This window comes from Pseudomonas fluorescens HK44 (assembly GCF_000217955.3).
GTDB classification, from domain to species: domain Bacteria; phylum Pseudomonadota; class Gammaproteobacteria; order Pseudomonadales; family Pseudomonadaceae; genus Aquipseudomonas; species Aquipseudomonas fluorescens_AQ.
Genome location: NZ_AFOY02000017.1, coordinates 20,575 through 39,044 on the forward strand (window position 1 = coordinate 20,575; position 18,470 = coordinate 39,044).

An 18,470-nucleotide genomic window follows, 5' to 3' on the forward strand; every position below is an offset into this window, starting at 1 on the left:
GATCAGTTAACCGAAATCGCGCAGTCGAAGGTTTGCGCGGGTTCGACTTCCGGTTCCCACGGCTGTTGGTAGGTCAGACGCAAGCGCCCGTTGCCCGCGGCGAACGCTTGAAAGCGCCAGGTCGATTGCCCGCCACTGCCCACCAGCCCGGTGTTCTCCGGGTTGCTGTAAACCTCAGGACTGATCGCCCGCAGCACACCGCCGGCCGAATCCTGGATCGCCCAGCGATAGCCGGTGGTCGGGTTGCTTGGCAGTGTCAGGATCAGGTGTTGCCCGTTGTTCAGCTGCACCGGGCATTCGCTTTGTTTTTCCACCGTCACGTTCTGTTTCGGTTGAGTGGCGCAGGCGGCCAGCAGGGCGAGGCTCAGGGGGACAAACAGGCGAGTGGGGGACATTGGATCGGGAACTCCGGTAATCACGACGAACGGCGAGCATAACCGAAGATGAGACGAAGTGTGACGGGCGGGACCAGAAGCGGAAGTTTGATATTGTCAGTGCCGACGCCTTCGCGAGCAAGCCCGCTCCCACAGGGATTGCGGTAAACCTGTGGGAGCGGGCTTGCTCGCGAAAGCAATTGAGCAGGCGCTAGATGACTATCAGAACAACACCTTCGCCACATCCGCAAAGCGCTTGGCGAAGTGCACGGTAATCCCTTCCTTCAGGTAGTCCGGCAGTTCCTCGAAACTGCCACGGTTGGGTTCCGGCAAGATCAGTTCGAAGATCTTCTGCCGGCGCGCCGCGATTACTTTCTCACGGACCCCGCCAATCGGCAGCACATGCCCGGTCAGCGTCAGCTCGCCGGTCATGGCCACGCCTTTTTTCGGCGGCTGGTTGCGCGCCAGCGAGAGCAGGGCGCTGGCCATGGTCACGCCGGCGCTCGGGCCGTCTTTCGGTGTAGCACCTTCGGGAACGTGAAGGTGAATAAAGGCTTCGTCGAAGAACTTCGCGTCGCCACCGAATTGCTTGAGGTGCGAGCTGACGTAGCTGTAAGCGATCTCGGCCGATTCCTTCATCACATCGCCCAGTTGCCCGGTGAGCTTGAAGCCACGGTTGAGGGTGTGGATGCGCGTCGCTTCGATCGGCAAGGTCGCGCCGCCCATGCTGGTCCACGCAAGACCGGTGATGACGCCGGTGCCGGACAGCACTTGTTCGTTGCGGAACACCGGCATGCCGAGTGAGGCTTCGAGGTCTTTGGGGCCGATCTTGATCACAGCTTTCGGTTCGTCGATCAGTTTCACCACCGCTTTGCGCACCAGTTTGCCCAGTTGTTTTTCCAACTGACGCACCCCGGCTTCGCGGGCGTAACCGTCGATCAGGGCTTTCAGCGCGCTGTCGCTGATGGACAGGCTGGTTTTCGACACTCCGGCTTTCTCGAGCTGTTTTGGCCACAGGTGACGCTTGGCAATGGCAACTTTTTCCTCGGTGATGTAACCCGACAGGCGAATCACTTCCATCCGGTCGAGCAACGGGCCCGGAATCGAGTCCAGGGTGTTGGCGGTGCAGACGAACAGCACTTTCGACAGGTCCAGACGCAGGTCCAGGTAATGGTCGAGGAATTCGACGTTCTGTTCCGGGTCCAGGGTTTCCAGCAACGCCGAGGCCGGGTCGCCCTGGAAGCTTTGGCCCATCTTGTCGATCTCGTCGAGCATGATCACCGGGTTCATCACTTCAACGTCTTTCAACGCCTGGACCAGTTTGCCCGGCAGCGCGCCGATGTAGGTGCGGCGGTGGCCCTTGATCTCGGCTTCGTCGCGCATACCGCCGACGCTGAAGCGATAGAACGGTCGCCCCAGCGACTCGGCGATGGATTTACCGACGCTGGTCTTGCCCACGCCCGGCGGGCCGACCAGCAACACGATGGAGCCGGCGATCTCGCCTTTGTAGGCGCCGACTGCAAGGAATTCGAGGATCCGGTCCTTGATGTCGTCGAGCCCGGCGTGGTGTTGGTCGAGGACTTTGCGCGCGTGTTTGAGGTCGAGTTTGTCCTCGCCATAAATGCCCCACGGCACCGCTGTCGCCCATTCCAGGTAGTTGCGGGTGACCGCGTATTCCGGCGAACCGGTTTCGAGGATCGACAGCTTGTTCATTTCCTCTTCGATGCGTTTCTGTGCCTGTGGCGGCAGGACCTTGCCCACCAGCCGCTGCTCGAACTGCTCGACGTCGGCGCTGCGGTCGTCCTTGGTCAGCCCCAGTTCCTGCTGGATGACCTTGAGTTGCTCCTTGAGGAAAAACTCGCGCTGGTGCTCGCCGATCTTACGGTTCACTTCGGCGGAGATTTCTTTCTGCAAGCGCGCAACTTCGACTTCCTTGCGCAGCATCGGCAGGACTTTTTCCATGCGCTTGAGCATCGGCACGCAGTCGAGCACTTCTTGCAGCTCGCTGCCGGTGGCCGAGGTCAGGGCGGCGGCGAAGTCGGTCAGTGGCGACGGGTCGTTGGGGCTGAAGCGGTTGAGGTAGTTTTTCAGCTCTTCGCTGTACAGCGGGTTGAGCGGCAGCAGTTCCTTGATCGCGTTGATCAGCGCCATGCCGTAGGCCTTGACCTCATCGGTCGGCTCGTTTGGCTGGTGCGGGTATTCGACTTCCATCAGGTACGGTGGGCGATGGTGTTTGAGCCAGGTCTTGAGGCGTACGCGGGTCAGGCCCTGGGCGACGAATTGCAGTTTGCCGTTCTCGCGGCTGGCGTGATGGATCTTCACCAGGGTGCCGTAAAGCGGCAGGGCGGAGGTGTCGAAGTGCCGTGGGTCTTCCTGCGGGGTGTCCATGAAGAACAGCGCGAGCGAGTGATGTTCGGACTGGGCGACCAGGTCGAGGGTTTCGGCCCAGGGTTCTTCATTGACGATCACCGGCAGTACTTGCGCGGGGAAGAACGGGCGGTTGTGAATCGGGATGATGTAGACCTTGTCCGGCAGGTTCTGACCGGGCAGGGCCAGGCCTTTGCCTGCTGAGGTGGGGTGTTCGGCGTTTTCGGGGTCGGCGTAGTCGCTCGGGTTATCCGGGAATTCTTGCTGGTCGCTCATGGGGCACCTGCGCAATGGGGTATGAGGGATAGATGGGGCAGGTGGTGGGTGGTTTCAATGGGGGGGCGGTTGTTAGCGGGTGTTTCGTACTCAATGGGTGCATGCCAAATCTGTGGCGAGGGAGCTTGCTCCCGCTGGGTTGCGAAGCAGCCCCAAAACCTGCAATCGGGTTTTGTCAGACACACCCGGTTCGCTGGGTTTGCGAGCGCTTCGCACTCGAGCGGGAGCAAGCTCCCTCGCCACAAAAGCACCTTGGATTAAGTGCGGTATTACGGCTGTTCTGGCTGATCAAAGCTATCCAGTGCCCGATTCACCAACAGTTCCCCCAACGAGACCATTTGCTGAATCGCCAGCGCCACATGTCGGCGCGTGCCTTCAAGCTCAAACGCCAGATCGCTGGCCAGCACATTAACCGAGGCGAGTGTTTCCGAGGCATGCGCCAGCAAGGTTTCGTTATCCAGATCAGGGATGACCGCGAAGATGTTGGAGGGACGTTTGTCGGGCAGGTTGCCCTTGTCGAACGGTGGCTTGAGGTAATGATCCAGCGCCCGCTCGGCGGCGTCGTGGAGTTTTTTGGAGTCGGTGGAGGCGTACGGGGAAGTGCTTGGGGTTTCAGGCGGATTTGGAGTGACTTTGTGCATGGTGAAGCTCCTTGATGAGTGGAGCCGCCACTGATCGCCGCGACGCGATGGGAGGTGGCAGCTGTACGCAGGTTCGCGGACCGGGCATCAAGGAACCCGGCATACCCGAAGGTATCCCGCGCACAGCCGCCATAACGCAAAACAGTAGACGATAAAAAAGCGCCAACTGAAAGGAAATGATGGCGCTATGCGCCTTGATTGAGCCGGGCCGCGACGCCCGGTCGCTGAATTGGCAGCGACCACCAAAGACTAGTGACGCGGCTTCCCACCGACAACCTGAAAACCATGTCAGAAGCTTCTCTGGATCCTACTCATGGGATAAACACACAACCTGTGGCGAGGGAGCTTGCTCCCGCTGGGCTGCGAAGCAGCCCCAAAACCTGCAATCGGGTTTAGTCAGACACACCCGGTTCGCTGGGTTTGCGAGTGCTTCGCACTCGAGCGGGAGCAAGCTCCCTCGCCACAGTACGGTGTTGCATGAGATATCTGTGGGCCACAAAAAAGGCGACTACCCTGAGGTAGTCGCCTTCGTTTTAACTGCCGTTAACGCTTATTCCGACAGTTTGTAAGCGATCACATAGTCGCCCATTTTGGTGCCCAGCGAACCATGGCCGCCAACCACCAGCAGCACGTACTGTTTGCCGTCCTTGCCGGTGTAGGTCATCGGTGTGGCCTGGCCGCCGGCCGGCAGGCGCGACTTCCACAGTTCCTTGCCGTTGTTGACGTCATAGGCGCGCAGGTACTGGTCCAGGGTGCCGCTGAGGAAGCCGACGCCGCCGGCAGTAACGATCGAGCCGCCCATGCTGGGCACGCCGATCGGCAGGCCGATTGGCAGTGGTGAGCTGTCGCGGCTGGTGCCGTTTTTGCGTTTCCACACCACTTTGTTGGTGGTCAGGTCGATACCGGCCACGTAGCCCCAGGCCGGCGCCTGGCACGGTACGCCGAATGGCGACATGAACGGGTGCATGGTCACCGCGTACGGTGCGCCGGTGTTGGGTTGGATACCCGAGGTCTCGCTCTCGCGCTTGCTCCCGGCAGCCACTTCAGCCTGCGGGATCAGTTTGGAGACGAACGCCATATAGTTCGGGCTGGTGAACAGCATCTGGCGAACCGGGTCGAGCGACACGCTGCCCCAGTTGAACACCCCGACGTTACCCGGATAGATCAGGCTGCCCTGCAACGACGGCGGGGTGTACTGGCCTTCGTAGCGCAGTTGCTTGAACTGGATGCGGCAGAGCATCTGGTCGAACGGGCTGGCGCCCCACATGGCTTTTTCGGTCAGTTCCGGGCCGAGCAGGTTGAGGTCCGAGCGGGCCTGGGTCGGTGCGGTATGGTCGCCGGTGACTGCGCCTTGCGGCGCCGGCACTTCGTGAATCGGCACGATCGGTGTGCCGTTGCGACGGTCGAGCACATACAGGCTGCCCTGCTTGGTCGGTGCGATCAGCGCCGGCTTGACGCCGTCGGCGGTCTTCATGTCGAGCAGGGTCGGCTGGCTGCCAACGTCCATGTCCCACAGGTCGTGGTGGGTGAACTGGAAGTTCCAGCGCACCTTGCCGGTCGCCAGGTCCAGGGCCACCAGGCCGGCGCTGAATTTTTCTGCGCCTGGCGTGCGGTCGGCACCCCACTGGTCAGGCATCTGGTTGCCCAGCGGCAGGTAAACCATGCCGAGTTTCTCGTCGACGCTGGCCAGCGACCACATGTTCGGCGAGTTGCGGGTGTAGATCTTGCCCGGCGCCAAAGGCTCGGTCGCCTCAGGGTTGCCGCTGTCCCAGTTCCAGACCAGGTGACCGTCGCGAATGTCGAAGGCGCGGATCACGCCAGACGGCTCGTTGGTCGATTCGTTGTCGGTGACGTGACCGCCCATGATCACCAGATCACGGCTGATTGCCGCCGGGGAAGTGGCGTAGTAGCCGCCGGGGGTGAACGGACCGATACCTTGGGTCAGGTCAACCACGCCGTGATTGCCGAAGCCTTCGCAGAGCTTGCCGGTGTCGGCGTTCAGGGCGATCAGGCGAGCATCGGCGGTAGGCAGGTAGAGGCGACGCGGGCACGCTTGCGCAACGGCCTTGCCAGCTTCGGAGATGACCGCGCTCGACGCGTTATCAGCCTTGGCGTAGGCGTTCTCGTCGTAGTAGGAAACGCCACGGCAGGTCATGTGGGCGAAGCCCTTGAAGCCCACCGGGCTCTTGATCTGCGGGTCGAAGCGCCAGAGTTCCTTGCCGGTGTCCGGGTCCAGCGCCAGCACCTTGCTGTGGGCGGTGCAGGCATAGAGCATGCCGTTGGCCTTCAGCGGGGTGTTCTCGTTGGTCAGTTCCACCGGGTCATCGGCGGTCGGCAGGTCGCCGGTGCGGATGCGCCAGGCTTCCTGCAGCTTGCCGACGTTGGCCGGGGTGATTTGCTTCAGCGGCGAGTAGCGGTCGCCGAATTCGGTGCGGCCATAGGCCTGCCACTCGCCTTCGGGCATGGCTGGCGCGGTGCTGGTCATGTCGGCAGTGTCGCGGCCCAACTCGCCCATGATCTCACCCGGGTGGGTGAACTGGCTGGCAACGGCGGTGGCGCCGGCCAGCACCACGGCCACGCTGAGCGCAGCGGTGCCTAGCGGTGCGGCGCCATCACGCAGCAGCGGACGGCGGAACCACGGCAACAGCAGGACTACGCCAAGGGCGAACCACAACGACAGACGTGGCACCAATTGCCACCAGTCGAGGCCGATTTCCCACAGCGCCCACACCGTACTGGCGAACAGCACCACGGCGTACAGGCCCAACGCCGCACGGCGGGCAGCCAGCAGCAAAATCCCGGTCAGCACCAGGCCGATACCGGCCAGCAGGTAATACAGCGAGCCGCCGAGCATGCTCAGCTTGATCCCCCCGGCCAGCAAGGCCAGGCCCATTAGCAGAAGCACGATACCGAGCAGGCTCGGTAGCAGACGGCTTCGACTCAAAGCACCATCAGTGCTCATAGTGTGGTTCTCCGTGACGTTTTAAGTAGTCCCGCGCCTGTTCACTGTAGATGACGATCAGGCGCGGGCAGGTTTCAGTACAAAAGTTCAGTTGATGCATTCCTTGTGGGAGCGAGCCTGCTCGCGAAGGGGTCGTCAGCTTCTACATCAACGTTGACTGACCCACCGCTATCGCGAGCAGGCTCGCTCCCACAGGGTTTTGTAGCGTTGGTTAGAACGACGACTGGATTTTGATCCCGCCGATCAGCGCGTCATCGACCTGATCGACACCGCCCGGATGGCGGATGTATTGCAGGTTCGGGCGCACGGTCAGCCAGTGGGTCACATGCACGCCGTAATAGAGTTCGGCGCTGTATTCGGTGTCTTGCGGCGGCAAATAGGACGGGTCGTTGTAGTCGAAGACCGCGTGCGCCTGATTGATCGCCTCGGCGTTTTTGCGAAAGGCCGGGTTGACGTGAACACGGGCCAGGGCGAAGCCGATGTCGTCCTGGCTGCGGGCATCGAACAGGCCTTTGTAGACGACGCCGGCCTGGACATAGTTGTCGATGGCGTTGGTCTTCTTGTCGTGCATCGTGCCGTTGGCGAACACACTCAAGCCCCGCGAGTGATCACTGGCGCGGCTGGTCAGCTGTTGCTGCACGCCCAGCCAGACGCCGTGCTTGCTCGATGCGCTGCGGTAGGGCTGACCACTCAGGGCCGCGGGCTGGCCGTTGCTGTCCTTGTAGACGTCGGTGGCCTTGGCGCTGCTGTAGTAGTAACCGGCGCGGTATTCGCCCGGCAGGCCATTGAGCTTCGGTGTCCACACCAGCTCCACCGGCAGCACCGTGCCTTGGGTGCCGCTGCCGCTGAGCTTGAAGCCGTTGTCGCGATCCAGGTTCGATGGGTTCTGCTCGTACGCACCGATTTGGGCGTAGAGCTCGGGCGTCAGGTGATATTTGACCCGCAGCGCCCATTGGCTGACCGGCCAGTTGTACCAGATGCCACCGGCCCAGTTGCCGACCTGGGAGCCGCAAAACGCCAGGTTCTGGAAGTCGCAGGGGAAGCTGTTGAAGTCTTCGCCTTCGCCAAAACGACCGGCCTTGATGTCGAGCTTCTGATCGAAGAATTTCTGCTGATACCACATTTGCGTCAACCGGGTGGTCTGGCCACGGCCCCAGACTTCCTGGGCCGAGGTGAAACCGCCGACACGCGGATCGTTGATCCGGTCGTTGCTGATGTTGTTGCCGCTGCGTTCGGTGAGGGTCAGCTGAAATTCAGCGTCGTGCCAGCCGAGGATCTTTTGCAGGTCCAGGTGCGTGCCGAGGCCGAACTGGTCGCTGTAGCGCGCGGTGCGGTCGTGGTCGTAGCCGCCATGCAGGTTGCTGCCCATCTCGCCGGTGTAGTCGAGCTTGAAGTCGTAGCCTTTTTCCGCGAGTTCGGTGCGTGTGCCGTTCCAGTCGCCGAGCATCCACGGTGAGTCGCTATCGAATGCAGGGGCGGCCTGAGCGTAGGCGGCAAGACTCAGGGCGCTGAGCCCACCGAGCAGGGTTATGGCTTTTCGGGCAGCAACAGTTGGGAAGACAGCGCTGTCTCGCAAAGTCTGAATGTCAGGCATAGAGAAGGAATTCTTGGTCTTTTAGGGGAAGAGAGCTGAACGCTGCGAAGGGAAATCGGGCAGGTGAAGCGATTCAGCTTTTAGGCTTGCAAGGATAATGATCTGTAACAAAGAGAGAAAGGGCTTTTCTTGACATGAATCATTTCGGATTTGGTAACAGTGTGCCGTCACCCTTGAAAAGATCGCAGCTCCACGTAGGACGGTGTACACCCGTAGGCTGCGATCTTTCAGAGTTCACCTACATTTAACGGATAGCGCACAGAGTCCTTCCACCGCAGGACACCCTCGGCTAAGGTGCGCGGCTTCCTCTACTTTCTTCGTTCAAAGGCCCGGCATGACCGAACAGAACACCAACCCGCTGCACGGCGTGACCCTGGAACAGATCCTTAACACGCTGGTTCAACACTACGAATGGTCGGGGCTGGCCGAGCGCATCGACATTCGCTGCTTCAAGAGCGATCCGAGTATCAAGTCGAGCCTGACCTTCCTGCGCAAAACCCCGTGGGCCCGTGAGAAAGTCGAAAAGCTCTACGTGAAGTTGATGCGCACCAAACGTCCGCTCTAAGGAATATAGATGCCCGCCGAGCCGACTCGATTGTCGCCCGTCATGAGCCGTTTTACCCGCTTGGCCGCCGTGCTGGGCTGGCTGGGATTGAGCATTCAGCTGTATCTGGTGTTTTACGGCCGCTGGAGTGTCAGCGCCAGCCAGCTGGGTGGGCTGGTGAGTTACTTCAGTTACTTTACGGTCCTGACCAATACGCTGGTGGCGACGGTGCTGACCTGTGCCGTGACCTCACGCGAGTCGAAAGGCCGCACGTTCTTTTTGCAGCCGTGGGTCAGCAGCGGGATCGCCGTGAGCATTACCCTGGTCGGCCTGGCGTACAGCCTGTTGTTGCGGCATTTGTGGCATCCGCAGGGCTGGCAGTTCATCGCCGACGAGTTGTTGCATGACATCATGCCGCTGCTGTTTCTGTTCTATTGGTGGCGGTGTGTGCCCAAGGGCACCTTGCGCCTTGGCCACATCGGGTGGTGGGTGATTTACCCGGTGCTGTATTTCGCTTTTACCTTGCTGCGTGGGCACGAACTGGGGCTCTACCCGTATCCCTTCATCAATGTCGAAAAACTCGGTTATCCCCAGGTGTTCATCAATGCCAGCGGGATATTGCTGGGGTTTGTGCTGATTGCACTGGTGGTGGTCGGGCTGGATCGATGGCGCGGACGGTCGTAGCGATCACAAAGCACTTTTGTGGCGAGGGAGCTTGCTCCCGCTCGGCGGCGAAGCCGTCGTAAACCGGGTAATGTGGTCTGCCTGATACAACCCGATTGAATGGCTTTGGGGTCGCTTCACGACCCAGCGGGAGCAAGCTCCCTCGCCACAGGTGTCCGTCATTACACTTCGTCGCTGTCGTCGAGTTTCCAGTAGCCCACGGCTTTCACCTGATCCTGATTCAAGCCTTTCTCGTCCAGCAGCACGCGGCGGATCTGTCGTGAGGCTCTGGATTCTGTGGCGATCCACGCATACAACTCGCCGCTGGGTATTGGCAGTTGTTGTACGGTGGTCAGCAGGTGGTTTTTGCCGGCTTCGCGCAAGACCCAGATCACCTTGACCTCTGCCTGGCTGTCGAGGATTTGCTGTTCGGCACCGTTTTCGATTTCCACCACCACCAGGGCGCGACGGTTGGCCGCCAGGCCTTCGAGGCGGCGGGCGATGGCGGGCAGGGCGGTCTCGTCGCCGATCAACAGATAACTGTCGAACACGTCGGGCACGACCATCGAGCCCCGTGGCCCGCCGATGTGCAGGAACTGGCCGGGGGTGGCCTGAGCCGCCCAGGTTGAGGCAGGGCCATCGCCGTGCAATACAAAGTCGATGTCCAGCTCCAGCGTGTCCAGGTCGTAACGGCGTGGCGTGTAGTCGCGCATCGCCGGCATTGGCCCGCTGTCTTTGCCAGCGCCCAGCACCAGGGTTTCCAGTGTGGCGAGTTCCGCGGCGGTTTGCGGGAAAAACAGCTTTACGTGGTCGTCCGTTCCGAGGCTGACGAAGCCGGCCAGCTCCGGTCCGCCGAGGGTGATCCGGCGCATGCGCGGGGTCAGGTCGACCACCCGCAGCACTTGCAGGCGACGGCGTTTGAGTTCGTGGCTGACGCGGTGAATGGTTTGCACAATGACGTCGGTCATTCGGCCTTCTCCTGAACAGGTTGAACGACAGGGCCATCGACGATGGCTTTGGCGGTGTTGTTGAGCAGGTCGCGCACCCGCAGGATTTCTTCCGGGCTCCAGCGGCCGTGATGCATTTGCAAGGCATGACGCAGGTTGTGCACCGCTTCGTGGATCTCGGCCGGGCGGTCTTGCCCGCGCAACGAACGCTTGCTGACCTCGATGCGCATGCGCACGCCGTCCAGGGCAATTGCCTGCTCGCTTAATGACAGACGTCCGGCGTCGGTGATGCTGTAGCGTTTTTTTCCACCTTCGGCATCGCCGAGGATCATTTCGCTTTCTTCAAGAAAAGTCAGGGTCGGGTAGATCACGCCAGGGCTTGGGCTATAGGCGCCGTCGAACATGCTTTCGATCTGGCGGATCAGGTCATAGCCATGGCACGGCTGCTCGGCGATCAGCGCCAGCAACAGCAGTTTCAGATCGCCGGGGGCGAAAACCCGGGGGCCGCGTCCACCGCGTTCGCGGCCGGGGCCAGGGCGTTTTTCGAAGCCGTCGCGGCCGTCAGTGTGTTCTCGGTGGGCATGATGGTCTCTCATTTTTGCGTCTTCTCTCGTCGTGTTTAGATACAACTTAAGATATATCTTACTGCTTGGGCAAGCGTTCTGGACCAACGGTCGCCGTCATGCCGACTGCGGCGCCGCTTAAAGACCACGCGCAATGAGTGATGAGTTGATTGCTTTTTTAGAGTAATTGAACTAATTGTAAAGTTAATCTGCTGATCATTAACCGAGTGCCGGGAGTTAAGTAGTACCGGTCTTACAGAGGTTGGGTTGGTTTTTATCTGTGTGCTTTTTTAGTTAGAGCTGTGTGTAGTATTTCTCTGGGGGATAAAGAAGTGCTGTTAGTACTTTTTTGACTTTTATCCTACGGCTCTAAAGTCGTTGTTACTACCTGTTCTTAGGAAGTTGCGTACTTACTTTCTCAACGGATTTGACGATCATTCTCTGGCGTCGAAAGTTAAGCGAAATCGCCATCGTTGTATTGAGTGGTATTCGCATTTCAAGACTTTTCTCGGCCCAATCCTTTGAAATAGACAGGTACTTAATAATGTTCAAGAAGCTTGCAATCGCCGTTCCGATGACCCTCCTGGCCCTGAGCTCTTCGATGGCGTTCGCTGCGGAAGAAGCGCGTTCGTCCATCAACATCAGCGCTAATATCCCCACCGAAGTATTCCACGCCCAACCGGTGAATCCTGACTTCGGTAAAGATGAAAAAATGGCCTGGAACGTGGTATCTGAGACCTTGAGCCCGCTGCGTGCGACTTACGATATCCGCCACACTCTCGGTTCGGTCAATGCTTACGTGGAAGGTGGTCCGCAACCCCTGTACAACGGCATCAACAACATTCCGCTGTACTACACCTTCAACGGCGTAACCTTGACCGCTTCTTCCAAAGAAGTGGTCAGCGATGCCGCATCCAACGGGGGCATGCGGGCTGATCTGGTGATTACTGCCGGCCCGCCTGCTAACGGTCAGACAGGTCTTTACACGGCCAATCCAGTCGTGATCTTCGATGCCGTTCCGCGCATCTAAGTCAGTCATGACTTAAGGCTCAGCCTTATTCGTTAACACTTACCGGTCGATGGGTAATCACTGCCTGTCGATCGGGTTTCAACGCATTTATCTTCAGAGTATCCCGTTCATGTTCCCGATGACTCCCATCGCGACGGCGCTTGCCCTATGTTTTTGTGCAACCGCCCTGGCCGCGCCAGCGGACAACGGCCACACACCCCGAAGTTTACTTGCGCAAGCCAAGGGTTTACCGAGCGAGTTCGAAGAGCACTTCTTTGATGTGCCGCTGGCGGTGCGCGTGGAACTTGATCAACAGTTTCTCGGTGAGGCGATGGTCGTGTTGACCCGCGACGATCGAATCACCTTAGTTGACTTCAATGATGTCAGCGACAGCACCATCAAGCCCAGCGAGCGTGATATCTGGGCCAACCATCTGAAACAAGGCGTGGCGCTGGGCGCCTGCCAGGCCAACTGCCCCGAACAACTGTTGGCCGTGCACTACAGCCTCGAAAACTCGCTGGTGTCGATTCTCACGGAGAACGCCGAACGGGACGATCAGGTGCAGCAGTATTACAACCTGCCCGAAGGCGGCAGCACTGGCTTGATCCTGCGTAATCAATTGAACCTCAATGGCGGTCAGGATCAGGACCTTGGTGGCCGTTATGGCCTGGAAACCAGCAGCAGCCTGGGCAACTGGACACAGAGTTTCAACATGCAACTGGCTCGTCTGGGCGGTCCGGACGATCAGCTGTACCACGCCGTACACGAGCTCTACAGTCAGCGTGAGTTGCAAGGCAGCTTCCTGCGTCTGGGCTATTTCATGCCCAATTCCGAAGGCCTGAGCCGCCAGCCACGTTCGTTCGGCGCCAGCCCCGACACGGCGGTGGGGGTGATGTACGGCAGCTCTGACAGTCTGGCGATCGACAACCCGAAACCTGCGGTGTACCCGATTTATGTCACCGCCAATCGCCTGGCTTCGGTGGAGATCTACCGCAATGGGCTGATGATCAACACCCAGCCGGTGGACGCGGGGTTACAGACGCTGGATACCCGGCCATTGCCCGGTGGTATCTACGAAGTAGAAGTGCGTCTGATCGAAGACGGTCAGATCACCTCGACCACCCAGGAGCTGGTGTACAAGCCCAGCAACTGGCGTAACCACGATGAGCGCTGGCGCTACAACCTGTTCGCCGGTCAGGAAAGCAAACTGTGGAGTAACTGGCAGGATCAGGCCTCCGGTGAAATGACCGCTGGCGCCGCGCTCAATTACTTGCTGCACCCGCGGGTGATTCTCGGGGTTTCCGGGCGTCAGGTTCGAGAGACGATGCAATACGGTTCGTCGATTGACTGGACGCTGGCCAACAACGTCAGCCTGTTCGCCAATGTCTATCAGACCAAGGACCACGGCACCGGTCTTGATGTGCAGACGATGTACAACTATGGCGCCGGCAGCCTGTTCCTGAGTCATAACCGCAGTTGGCTCGACACCACCGACATCTTTGAAACCTTGCCCGACGGTACGCGGGTGCGCCAACGCAATGTGTTTGTCGGCCAGACCAGCAATTCGTCAGTGGCGCTCAACCACCGCGTTACCAGCAAAAGCTCGGTCAATGCGCGGGTCTCGCATAGCGAGGGCAACGTTGAAGGGATGGGGCTGGATCTGGGCTGGACCCAACGCAGCACTCTGTTCGGCAACGATGCCAACTGGCGTTTTTCGCTGTTTGACCGACCCGGAAGCGTCAGCAGTGGCGACTCGCGCAATCGCGGGGTCGACCTGACGCTCAGCCTGGCGCTCGGCAGCCCCGGTGAGCAGTGGTCCGGCAGCATCGGCTCACGCACTTCTCGTGAGGGCGGACGCGACAACAATGCCTCGCTGACCTACCGCAAAGACCTGCAAGACCATGTGCTGCAGAGCGTATCGGCCACCGCGATGTCCGACACTTACGGTCTCGGTCTGTCCGGTACCACCAGTTTCAGTACGGAGGTAGTCAATGGCGATGCGTTCGTTCAGCGCTCGTCTTTCAGTAACAACTTGACCGGCGGCTTGAACCTGGACAGCACGATTGCCACCAGCGGCAAGCACTTGGTCATGACCAACCAGCAGCAGGGCAGCGGGGCAGGGATGATCGTCGATGTGGAGTCCGATCTCGATCAAATCGCCCTGCGCGCCGATGACCTCAGCGGCGGCAGCGCCCGTCTGCATCCGGGTCGAAATTTCATTCCGATCACCGCGTACAAGAGCAGTTCGGTGAGCTTCGACTTCGAAGGCACCGATGTACCGGCAGCGACGATTCAACCGGCGCGCTCCAGTTATCACCTGAACAAGGGCGGCGTGGACTATCGCAAGATCCGCGTGATGAAAACCCTCACCGTCCTTGGGCGTCTGGTTGACCCCACGGGCAATCCACTCAAGGGCCATCACATCATCAACCACGCCAGCCGTGGGGTCAGTGAAGTGGACGGCTTCTTCTCGATGGAAATGAACGCTGGTTCACCGACCCTCGAAGTGCGGCATGGCAATCAGTTGCTGTGTCAGTTCCGGCTGGACCCGAGCCGTGGGCGTACTGAAAACAATGTGTTGATGATCGGGGATTTGCGCTGCAGCCCAGACACGCTGGCCGATGTTGGCGATGCCGTGCAGAGCGCCGGTTGATGTGTGTTGCTCAATCTCTGGAGTCCATGACGCGATGAATGTTTCGACTGCTTTCCCATGGCGCACGGTAGTGGCTCTTTTCATAGGGGCCTGTCTGGTTGCGTCAAGCCTCCAGGCCGTCGCAGTCGTGCTTCCGATCACGGCCAGTTTCAACCCTGACCCGAGCAACCCGCAGAAAAACGAGTTCAGGAATACCACGCCCAATGTAGGGTTTTGTCAGTCTTACCCTGCCATCTGCAATACTCACGGCATTTTCAGTTTGCGCTCTCACGCGAGTGTTGGATTCCACGGTGCTGTCCAGCCCAACCACGAAGACGTACGAAAAGGCGCGATGATCAAGACGCCAGCCGCCTGGCGAACGTTGCCAGTGTTGAACCGCGAGACCGGTGAACCGGCCACGGTCGAGGTGCGCATTGCCGGGATGGGCGGTGTTTACACGCTCAGCCACAGCGCGTTGGAGCTGACAGGGGAGCCGGATTTTGTCAGGGCGCATGCGGCATTGTGGGGAAGCGACTGGCGAGTTGCGCCGAGGCCGTGCGTGGCAATCGGCCCTCCAAGCTATTACGGCTTGACCGGTTTCCAATTCTTCTGGCTGACCCCAGAAGAAGCGGTGTGTGGCAAGCAGGCCAAATTTCTCATTCCCGCGTTTGGCTACCGCGCTCTGGATTTTACCTACCAACTGCGCACACCGGATCCGCTGAAGATGTCCACGGGCGTCTATGTGGGGAAGCAGGTCTATTCGATCGGCCCTGGTGGCGACTTTGACCTGGGCGACATCGTCGTGCCCGCGGACGCAATCATCCAGCTCGACTTCACCCTGACTGTCGAACACACCCTCAAAGTCGAGATTCCCCCCGGTGGCAATCGGGTCGAGCTGGTGCCACAAGGCGGCTGGCAAGCCTGGTTGCAACAGGGCCGTAAACCCACGCGTCTGTTCCGCGACCAGACTTTCAATATCTCGGCCAGTTCGCGCTTCAAGATGAATCTGGAGTGTGAATACACCCAGGACGGCAAGACCTGTTCATTGCGCGAGCCGGTGACCGGTCATGTCGTACCGCTGAACGTCAGCGTCAGTCTTCCCCCTGGCTTGACCGATGCGGGCGGACAGTCTGTCAGTCGTCGGCAGTTACTGCGTGATGGCAGTACTACCAAAATGTTCCAGCCGGGCGTTTATGTCGACCGTAAACCGGGAACCCTGCACTTCGAAATTCCTTCAAGCGAAGTGGCAGAGATGATTCGTCCCGAATCACAACGGCAGTACTCGGGAAGTGTGACGGTTATCTGGGATTCAGAGGTTTAGTGCGTCGCAGCATTGCGGCATTCATTCAAGGAGGGACAGGACTATGAAACGCCTGGTGGCATTATTTGGTTTTTGCTTATTTACCCAGACGGCTCACGCCGGCCCGAGCATCAATGTCGGGACCGTGTATGACTATCTGGACGGGGACAAAAGTACTTACTTGAAACGCGTGTTCAACGGAGGTGACAGCACCGCGTTCGTCAAGGTCAATATTCTCGAAATTATTTATGACGCCGATGGCAGCGCACGGGAAGAACCGCTCAAAACCCAGGCCGACGCGACCGCGCGTGATGGCTTGATGGCCAGCCCGGCCCGATTGATCGTGCCGGCCAATGGCATGCAGGGCACGCGCCTGTTGTATATGGGCGAGCGTGAGAAAGAGCGGTATTTCCGGGTGCGTTTCGTACCGGTGGTTCCGGAGAAGGAAGACGAGTTCGCCGTCTCCAGCGAAGACCGTGAAGAATACAAGAAAGGCCTGTCTGCCGGGGTCAATGTGCTGGCCGGGTACGGCACGGTATTTTTCGTGCGTCCCAAGGAAACCCGCTTCGACAGCGCGATCGAGAACGACGCGCGCAACTACCGGATTCGCAACAACGGCAACAGCGTGGTGGTGATCGACGAGTTCAAGGATTGCGCGGTCAAGAACGAGCAGGACTGCCAGCCGACGACCAAGCATCACATCCTCGCGGGCCGGACCTTTCAGTTCGAGAAACAGGCCGGTCGCGAATACCGCTTCACTCTGGTTGAAGGCGAGAACAGCAAAAAACTCGACGTGAAGGGATAACGCCAGGTGATGAGCATGTTCAAAAAACTGACTGTCGTGCCTTTGTCGGCTGTTGCCCTGTGGGCATGTACTTCGGCGTTTGCAGCCCGCGAGGTGCATCACTTCGAGGTGTTCGTGACGGTCCCGAGCCAGGCGTTCTACGTCATTCCGGCGGACTCTGGCTGGATACATCGTGAGCAGCAACTGCCGTGGAATCTGGTGACGTCGACCTTGGGCGGCTTGCGCAAGTATTTCGATGTCAAGAATGAAGCCGGTTCGATCAAGGCCCGGCTTGAAGGCAGGCCTTATCTGTCCAACGGCACCGATGCCCATGACATTGGCTTGCGTGTTCTGTTCAACGGCACGTTATTGAGCGAGCTGGAAAGCAGCGAAGTGGTTTCCCTGAGCGATGCCGCCGTGGGCAAACGTGTTTTGCTGGAAGTCATACCCGTGCCGCCCGTCGATGGGGTTTATAAACCCGGCAATTACTTTGGCAGCGTCAATATGATTTTTAATGCGGTGTTACCGAAATGATGAGCTTTTTGAGCGGGCGACTGGCCCGGACACTGAGTGGCTGTGTATTGAGCAGTCTGGTGTGCGCTGTGTTTGCAATGCAGGCGCAAGCGGTGGTGCTGGACATTGAGGCGGTGTTCGAGCCCGACTCGGCGAAGCCGCAAAAAAATGAATTCGTCAATAAAACACCCTCTGAGGGTTTCTGTCGTCAGGTCCCGCAGGCGTGTAAACCCTATGGGCTTTTCAGTTTGGTTGCGTCTATTCCATTCACCGCCAATGCGCCGATCCTGGCCAATCATACAGACCCTCGCCAAGGCGGAATGGCCAGGGTTCCCTCGGAATGGAGGGACGTTCGCGTGACTCATGAGTCGGGTGATTCAAAAACTCTTTCCATACGGATTGGAGGTATTGGTCACGAAGCGCAACTTCCCCGCTCTGTGAGCGCATTAACCAACGGAGGGGATTGGCACCAGCTGTGGGAAGGTGGGAGTTGGTTATATGCGCCTGCACCTTGTCAAGGCGTCGGTTGGGCCACTGGCGGCGAATATGGCTATAACAGCTTCTGGAGAGTCCCGGAGGGGGCGGGCGTGTGCAGCAAAAAGGCGCTTTTCGATATTCCGATGTCCTTTCGGTATCGGTATTTCGTTTTCGCTTATGAACTGCGAACACCTGACCCGCTGAACATGGTGGCGGGTAAATACACCGGTTCTATTAACTATACGGTCGGCCCTCATCAGGATTTTGATATGGGCGATGTCATGATTCCAAGTGACAACCAACTGACCCTCAACTTCTCTCTGGATGTTCGGCATACGCTCAAGGTCGAGATTCCACCCGGTGGCAATCGCGTCGAACTGGTCCCTCAGGGGGGATGGCAGGCCTGGCTGACTCAGGGGCGCAAGCCAACGCGGCTGTTTCGCGATCAGACGTTCAATATTTCGGCGTCGAGTCGTTTCAAGATGTTCGTGGAGTGCCAGATTCCGGGGCTGTTCGATTGCATGATTCGTGATCCGGTTTCACAACGCGCAGCCACGGTGCAACTCAGTGTCAGCCTGCCCAACGGCTTGACGGACGTCAGCGGGCAACCGGTCAAACGTCATCCGTTGCAAGTGGGTGAGGTGAATGCGCAAGCATTCAAACCCGGGTTTTATGTGGATCGGGCTCCAGGTGTTTTGCACTTCGAGATTGCACGCGCTTACGTGGACTACATGTTGAAACCCGGCGAGGCGGCCAACTATTCCGGGAGTGTCACGGTGATCTGGGACTCCGAAGTGGGATAACCGTGAGGTGCGAACCGGTTT

Annotated in this window: 15 protein-coding genes; 8 read left to right on the forward strand and 7 right to left on the reverse strand. The window is 59.2% G+C overall.

The annotated features are described in order from the left end of the window. Positions 1-2 precede the first annotated feature (2 nt). The 5 genes from HK44_RS20895 to HK44_RS20915 all read right to left on the reverse strand — a co-directional run bounded on the left by HK44_RS20895 (position 3) and on the right by HK44_RS20915 (position 8,214). Positions 3-395, reverse strand: coding sequence for a protease inhibitor I42 family protein (locus HK44_RS20895; protein ID WP_019693427.1), 393 nt, complete (start codon positions 393-395; stop codon positions 3-5). 201 nt (positions 396-596) lie between these two features. Then, positions 597-3,017 carry an endopeptidase La gene (lon, locus tag HK44_RS20900; RefSeq protein ID WP_019693426.1) on the reverse strand — a complete coding sequence of 807 codons (2,421 nt, stop codon included), beginning with the start codon at positions 3,015-3,017 and terminating at the stop codon, positions 597-599. A 269-nt stretch (positions 3,018-3,286) separates the two neighbouring features. After that, positions 3,287-3,658, reverse strand: a complete 372-nt coding sequence (locus tag HK44_RS20905; RefSeq protein WP_019693425.1) for a DUF6124 family protein — start codon at positions 3,656-3,658, stop codon at positions 3,287-3,289. Positions 3,659-4,208: 550 nt separating this feature from the next. Continuing rightward, positions 4,209-6,620 carry a glucose/quinate/shikimate family membrane-bound PQQ-dependent dehydrogenase gene (locus HK44_RS20910; RefSeq protein WP_019693424.1) on the reverse strand — a complete coding sequence of 804 codons (2,412 nt, stop codon included), beginning with the start codon at positions 6,618-6,620 and terminating at the stop codon, positions 4,209-4,211. Between the two features lie 211 nt (positions 6,621-6,831). Then, positions 6,832-8,214, reverse strand: coding sequence for a carbohydrate porin (locus HK44_RS20915; RefSeq protein ID WP_019693423.1), 1,383 nt, complete (start codon positions 8,212-8,214; stop codon positions 6,832-6,834). A gap of 334 nt (positions 8,215-8,548) precedes the next feature. On the opposite strand from HK44_RS20915, the gene HK44_RS20920 reads away from it, so the two are divergent. Both HK44_RS20920 and HK44_RS20925 read left to right on the forward strand, forming a co-directional pair. After that, positions 8,549-8,779 (forward strand): VF530 family DNA-binding protein, encoded by a 231-nt coding sequence (locus tag HK44_RS20920; protein WP_019693422.1) that lies wholly within the window; start codon positions 8,549-8,551, stop codon positions 8,777-8,779. Positions 8,780-8,788: 9 nt separating this feature from the next. Beyond that, the gene (locus HK44_RS20925) at positions 8,789-9,442 is read left to right on the forward strand and encodes a Pr6Pr family membrane protein (protein ID WP_019693421.1); all 654 of its coding nucleotides are present in this window, start codon (positions 8,789-8,791) and stop codon (positions 9,440-9,442) included. 161 nt (positions 9,443-9,603) lie between these two features. Here the strand turns inward: HK44_RS20925 and HK44_RS20930 are convergent, their stop codons facing one another. Then, complete coding sequence (locus HK44_RS20930) at positions 9,604-10,389, reverse strand: siderophore-interacting protein (protein WP_019693420.1); 786 nt, start codon at positions 10,387-10,389, stop codon at positions 9,604-9,606. Further along, entirely contained in the window at positions 10,386-10,964 is a 579-nt protein-coding gene (locus HK44_RS20935) for a PadR family transcriptional regulator (protein WP_019693419.1), read from the reverse strand. The genes HK44_RS20930 and HK44_RS20935 overlap by 4 nt, the downstream gene beginning before the upstream one ends. A gap of 511 nt (positions 10,965-11,475) precedes the next feature. On the opposite strand from HK44_RS20935, the gene HK44_RS20940 reads away from it, so the two are divergent. The 6 genes from HK44_RS20940 to HK44_RS20965 all read left to right on the forward strand — a co-directional run bounded on the left by HK44_RS20940 (position 11,476) and on the right by HK44_RS20965 (position 18,449). Then, the gene (locus tag HK44_RS20940; protein ID WP_019693418.1) at positions 11,476-11,961 is read left to right on the forward strand and encodes a CS1 type fimbrial major subunit; all 486 of its coding nucleotides are present in this window, start codon (positions 11,476-11,478) and stop codon (positions 11,959-11,961) included. Between the two features lie 109 nt (positions 11,962-12,070). Next, positions 12,071-14,593, forward strand: a complete 2,523-nt coding sequence (locus HK44_RS20945) for a CS1-pili formation C-terminal domain-containing protein (protein ID WP_024265107.1) — start codon at positions 12,071-12,073, stop codon at positions 14,591-14,593. Positions 14,594-14,627: 34 nt separating this feature from the next. After that, positions 14,628-15,893 carry a hypothetical protein gene (locus HK44_RS20950; protein WP_019693416.1) on the forward strand — a complete coding sequence of 422 codons (1,266 nt, stop codon included), beginning with the start codon at positions 14,628-14,630 and terminating at the stop codon, positions 15,891-15,893. Between the two features lie 43 nt (positions 15,894-15,936). Beyond that, positions 15,937-16,677, forward strand: a complete 741-nt coding sequence (locus tag HK44_RS20955) for a p pilus assembly chaperone (protein ID WP_019693415.1) — start codon at positions 15,937-15,939, stop codon at positions 16,675-16,677. Between the two features lie 15 nt (positions 16,678-16,692). After that, positions 16,693-17,190: a CS1 type fimbrial major subunit gene (locus HK44_RS20960; protein WP_019693414.1), complete on the forward strand. Its 498-nt coding sequence runs from the start codon at positions 16,693-16,695 to the stop codon at positions 17,188-17,190. Next, entirely contained in the window at positions 17,187-18,449 is a 1,263-nt protein-coding gene (locus HK44_RS20965) for a hypothetical protein (protein ID WP_019693413.1), read from the forward strand. The genes HK44_RS20960 and HK44_RS20965 overlap by 4 nt, the downstream gene beginning before the upstream one ends. Positions 18,450-18,470: the final 21 nt, after the last annotated feature.

Coding starts and splice junctions, on each gene's coding strand:
- HK44_RS20965 (WP_019693413.1), top strand. CDS start 17,187: ATGATGAGCTTTTTGAGCGGGCGACTGGCCCGGACACTGAGTGGCTGT.
- HK44_RS20955 (WP_019693415.1), top strand. CDS start 15,937: ATGAAACGCCTGGTGGCATTATTTGGTTTTTGCTTATTTACCCAGACG.
- HK44_RS20895 (WP_019693427.1), bottom strand. CDS start 395: ATGTCCCCCACTCGCCTGTTTGTCCCCCTGAGCCTCGCCCTGCTGGCC.
- HK44_RS20915 (WP_019693423.1), bottom strand. CDS start 8,214: ATGCCTGACATTCAGACTTTGCGAGACAGCGCTGTCTTCCCAACTGTT.
- HK44_RS20940 (WP_019693418.1), top strand. CDS start 11,476: ATGTTCAAGAAGCTTGCAATCGCCGTTCCGATGACCCTCCTGGCCCTG.
- HK44_RS20935 (WP_019693419.1), bottom strand. CDS start 10,964: ATGAGAGACCATCATGCCCACCGAGAACACACTGACGGCCGCGACGGC.
- HK44_RS20950 (WP_019693416.1), top strand. CDS start 14,628: ATGAATGTTTCGACTGCTTTCCCATGGCGCACGGTAGTGGCTCTTTTC.
- HK44_RS20910 (WP_019693424.1), bottom strand. CDS start 6,620: ATGAGCACTGATGGTGCTTTGAGTCGAAGCCGTCTGCTACCGAGCCTG.
- HK44_RS20905 (WP_019693425.1), bottom strand. CDS start 3,658: ATGCACAAAGTCACTCCAAATCCGCCTGAAACCCCAAGCACTTCCCCG.
- HK44_RS20925 (WP_019693421.1), top strand. CDS start 8,789: ATGCCCGCCGAGCCGACTCGATTGTCGCCCGTCATGAGCCGTTTTACC.
- HK44_RS20920 (WP_019693422.1), top strand. CDS start 8,549: ATGACCGAACAGAACACCAACCCGCTGCACGGCGTGACCCTGGAACAG.
- lon (WP_019693426.1), bottom strand. CDS start 3,017: ATGAGCGACCAGCAAGAATTCCCGGATAACCCGAGCGACTACGCCGAC.
- HK44_RS20930 (WP_019693420.1), bottom strand. CDS start 10,389: ATGACCGACGTCATTGTGCAAACCATTCACCGCGTCAGCCACGAACTC.
- HK44_RS20960 (WP_019693414.1), top strand. CDS start 16,693: ATGTTCAAAAAACTGACTGTCGTGCCTTTGTCGGCTGTTGCCCTGTGG.
- HK44_RS20945 (WP_024265107.1), top strand. CDS start 12,071: ATGTTCCCGATGACTCCCATCGCGACGGCGCTTGCCCTATGTTTTTGT.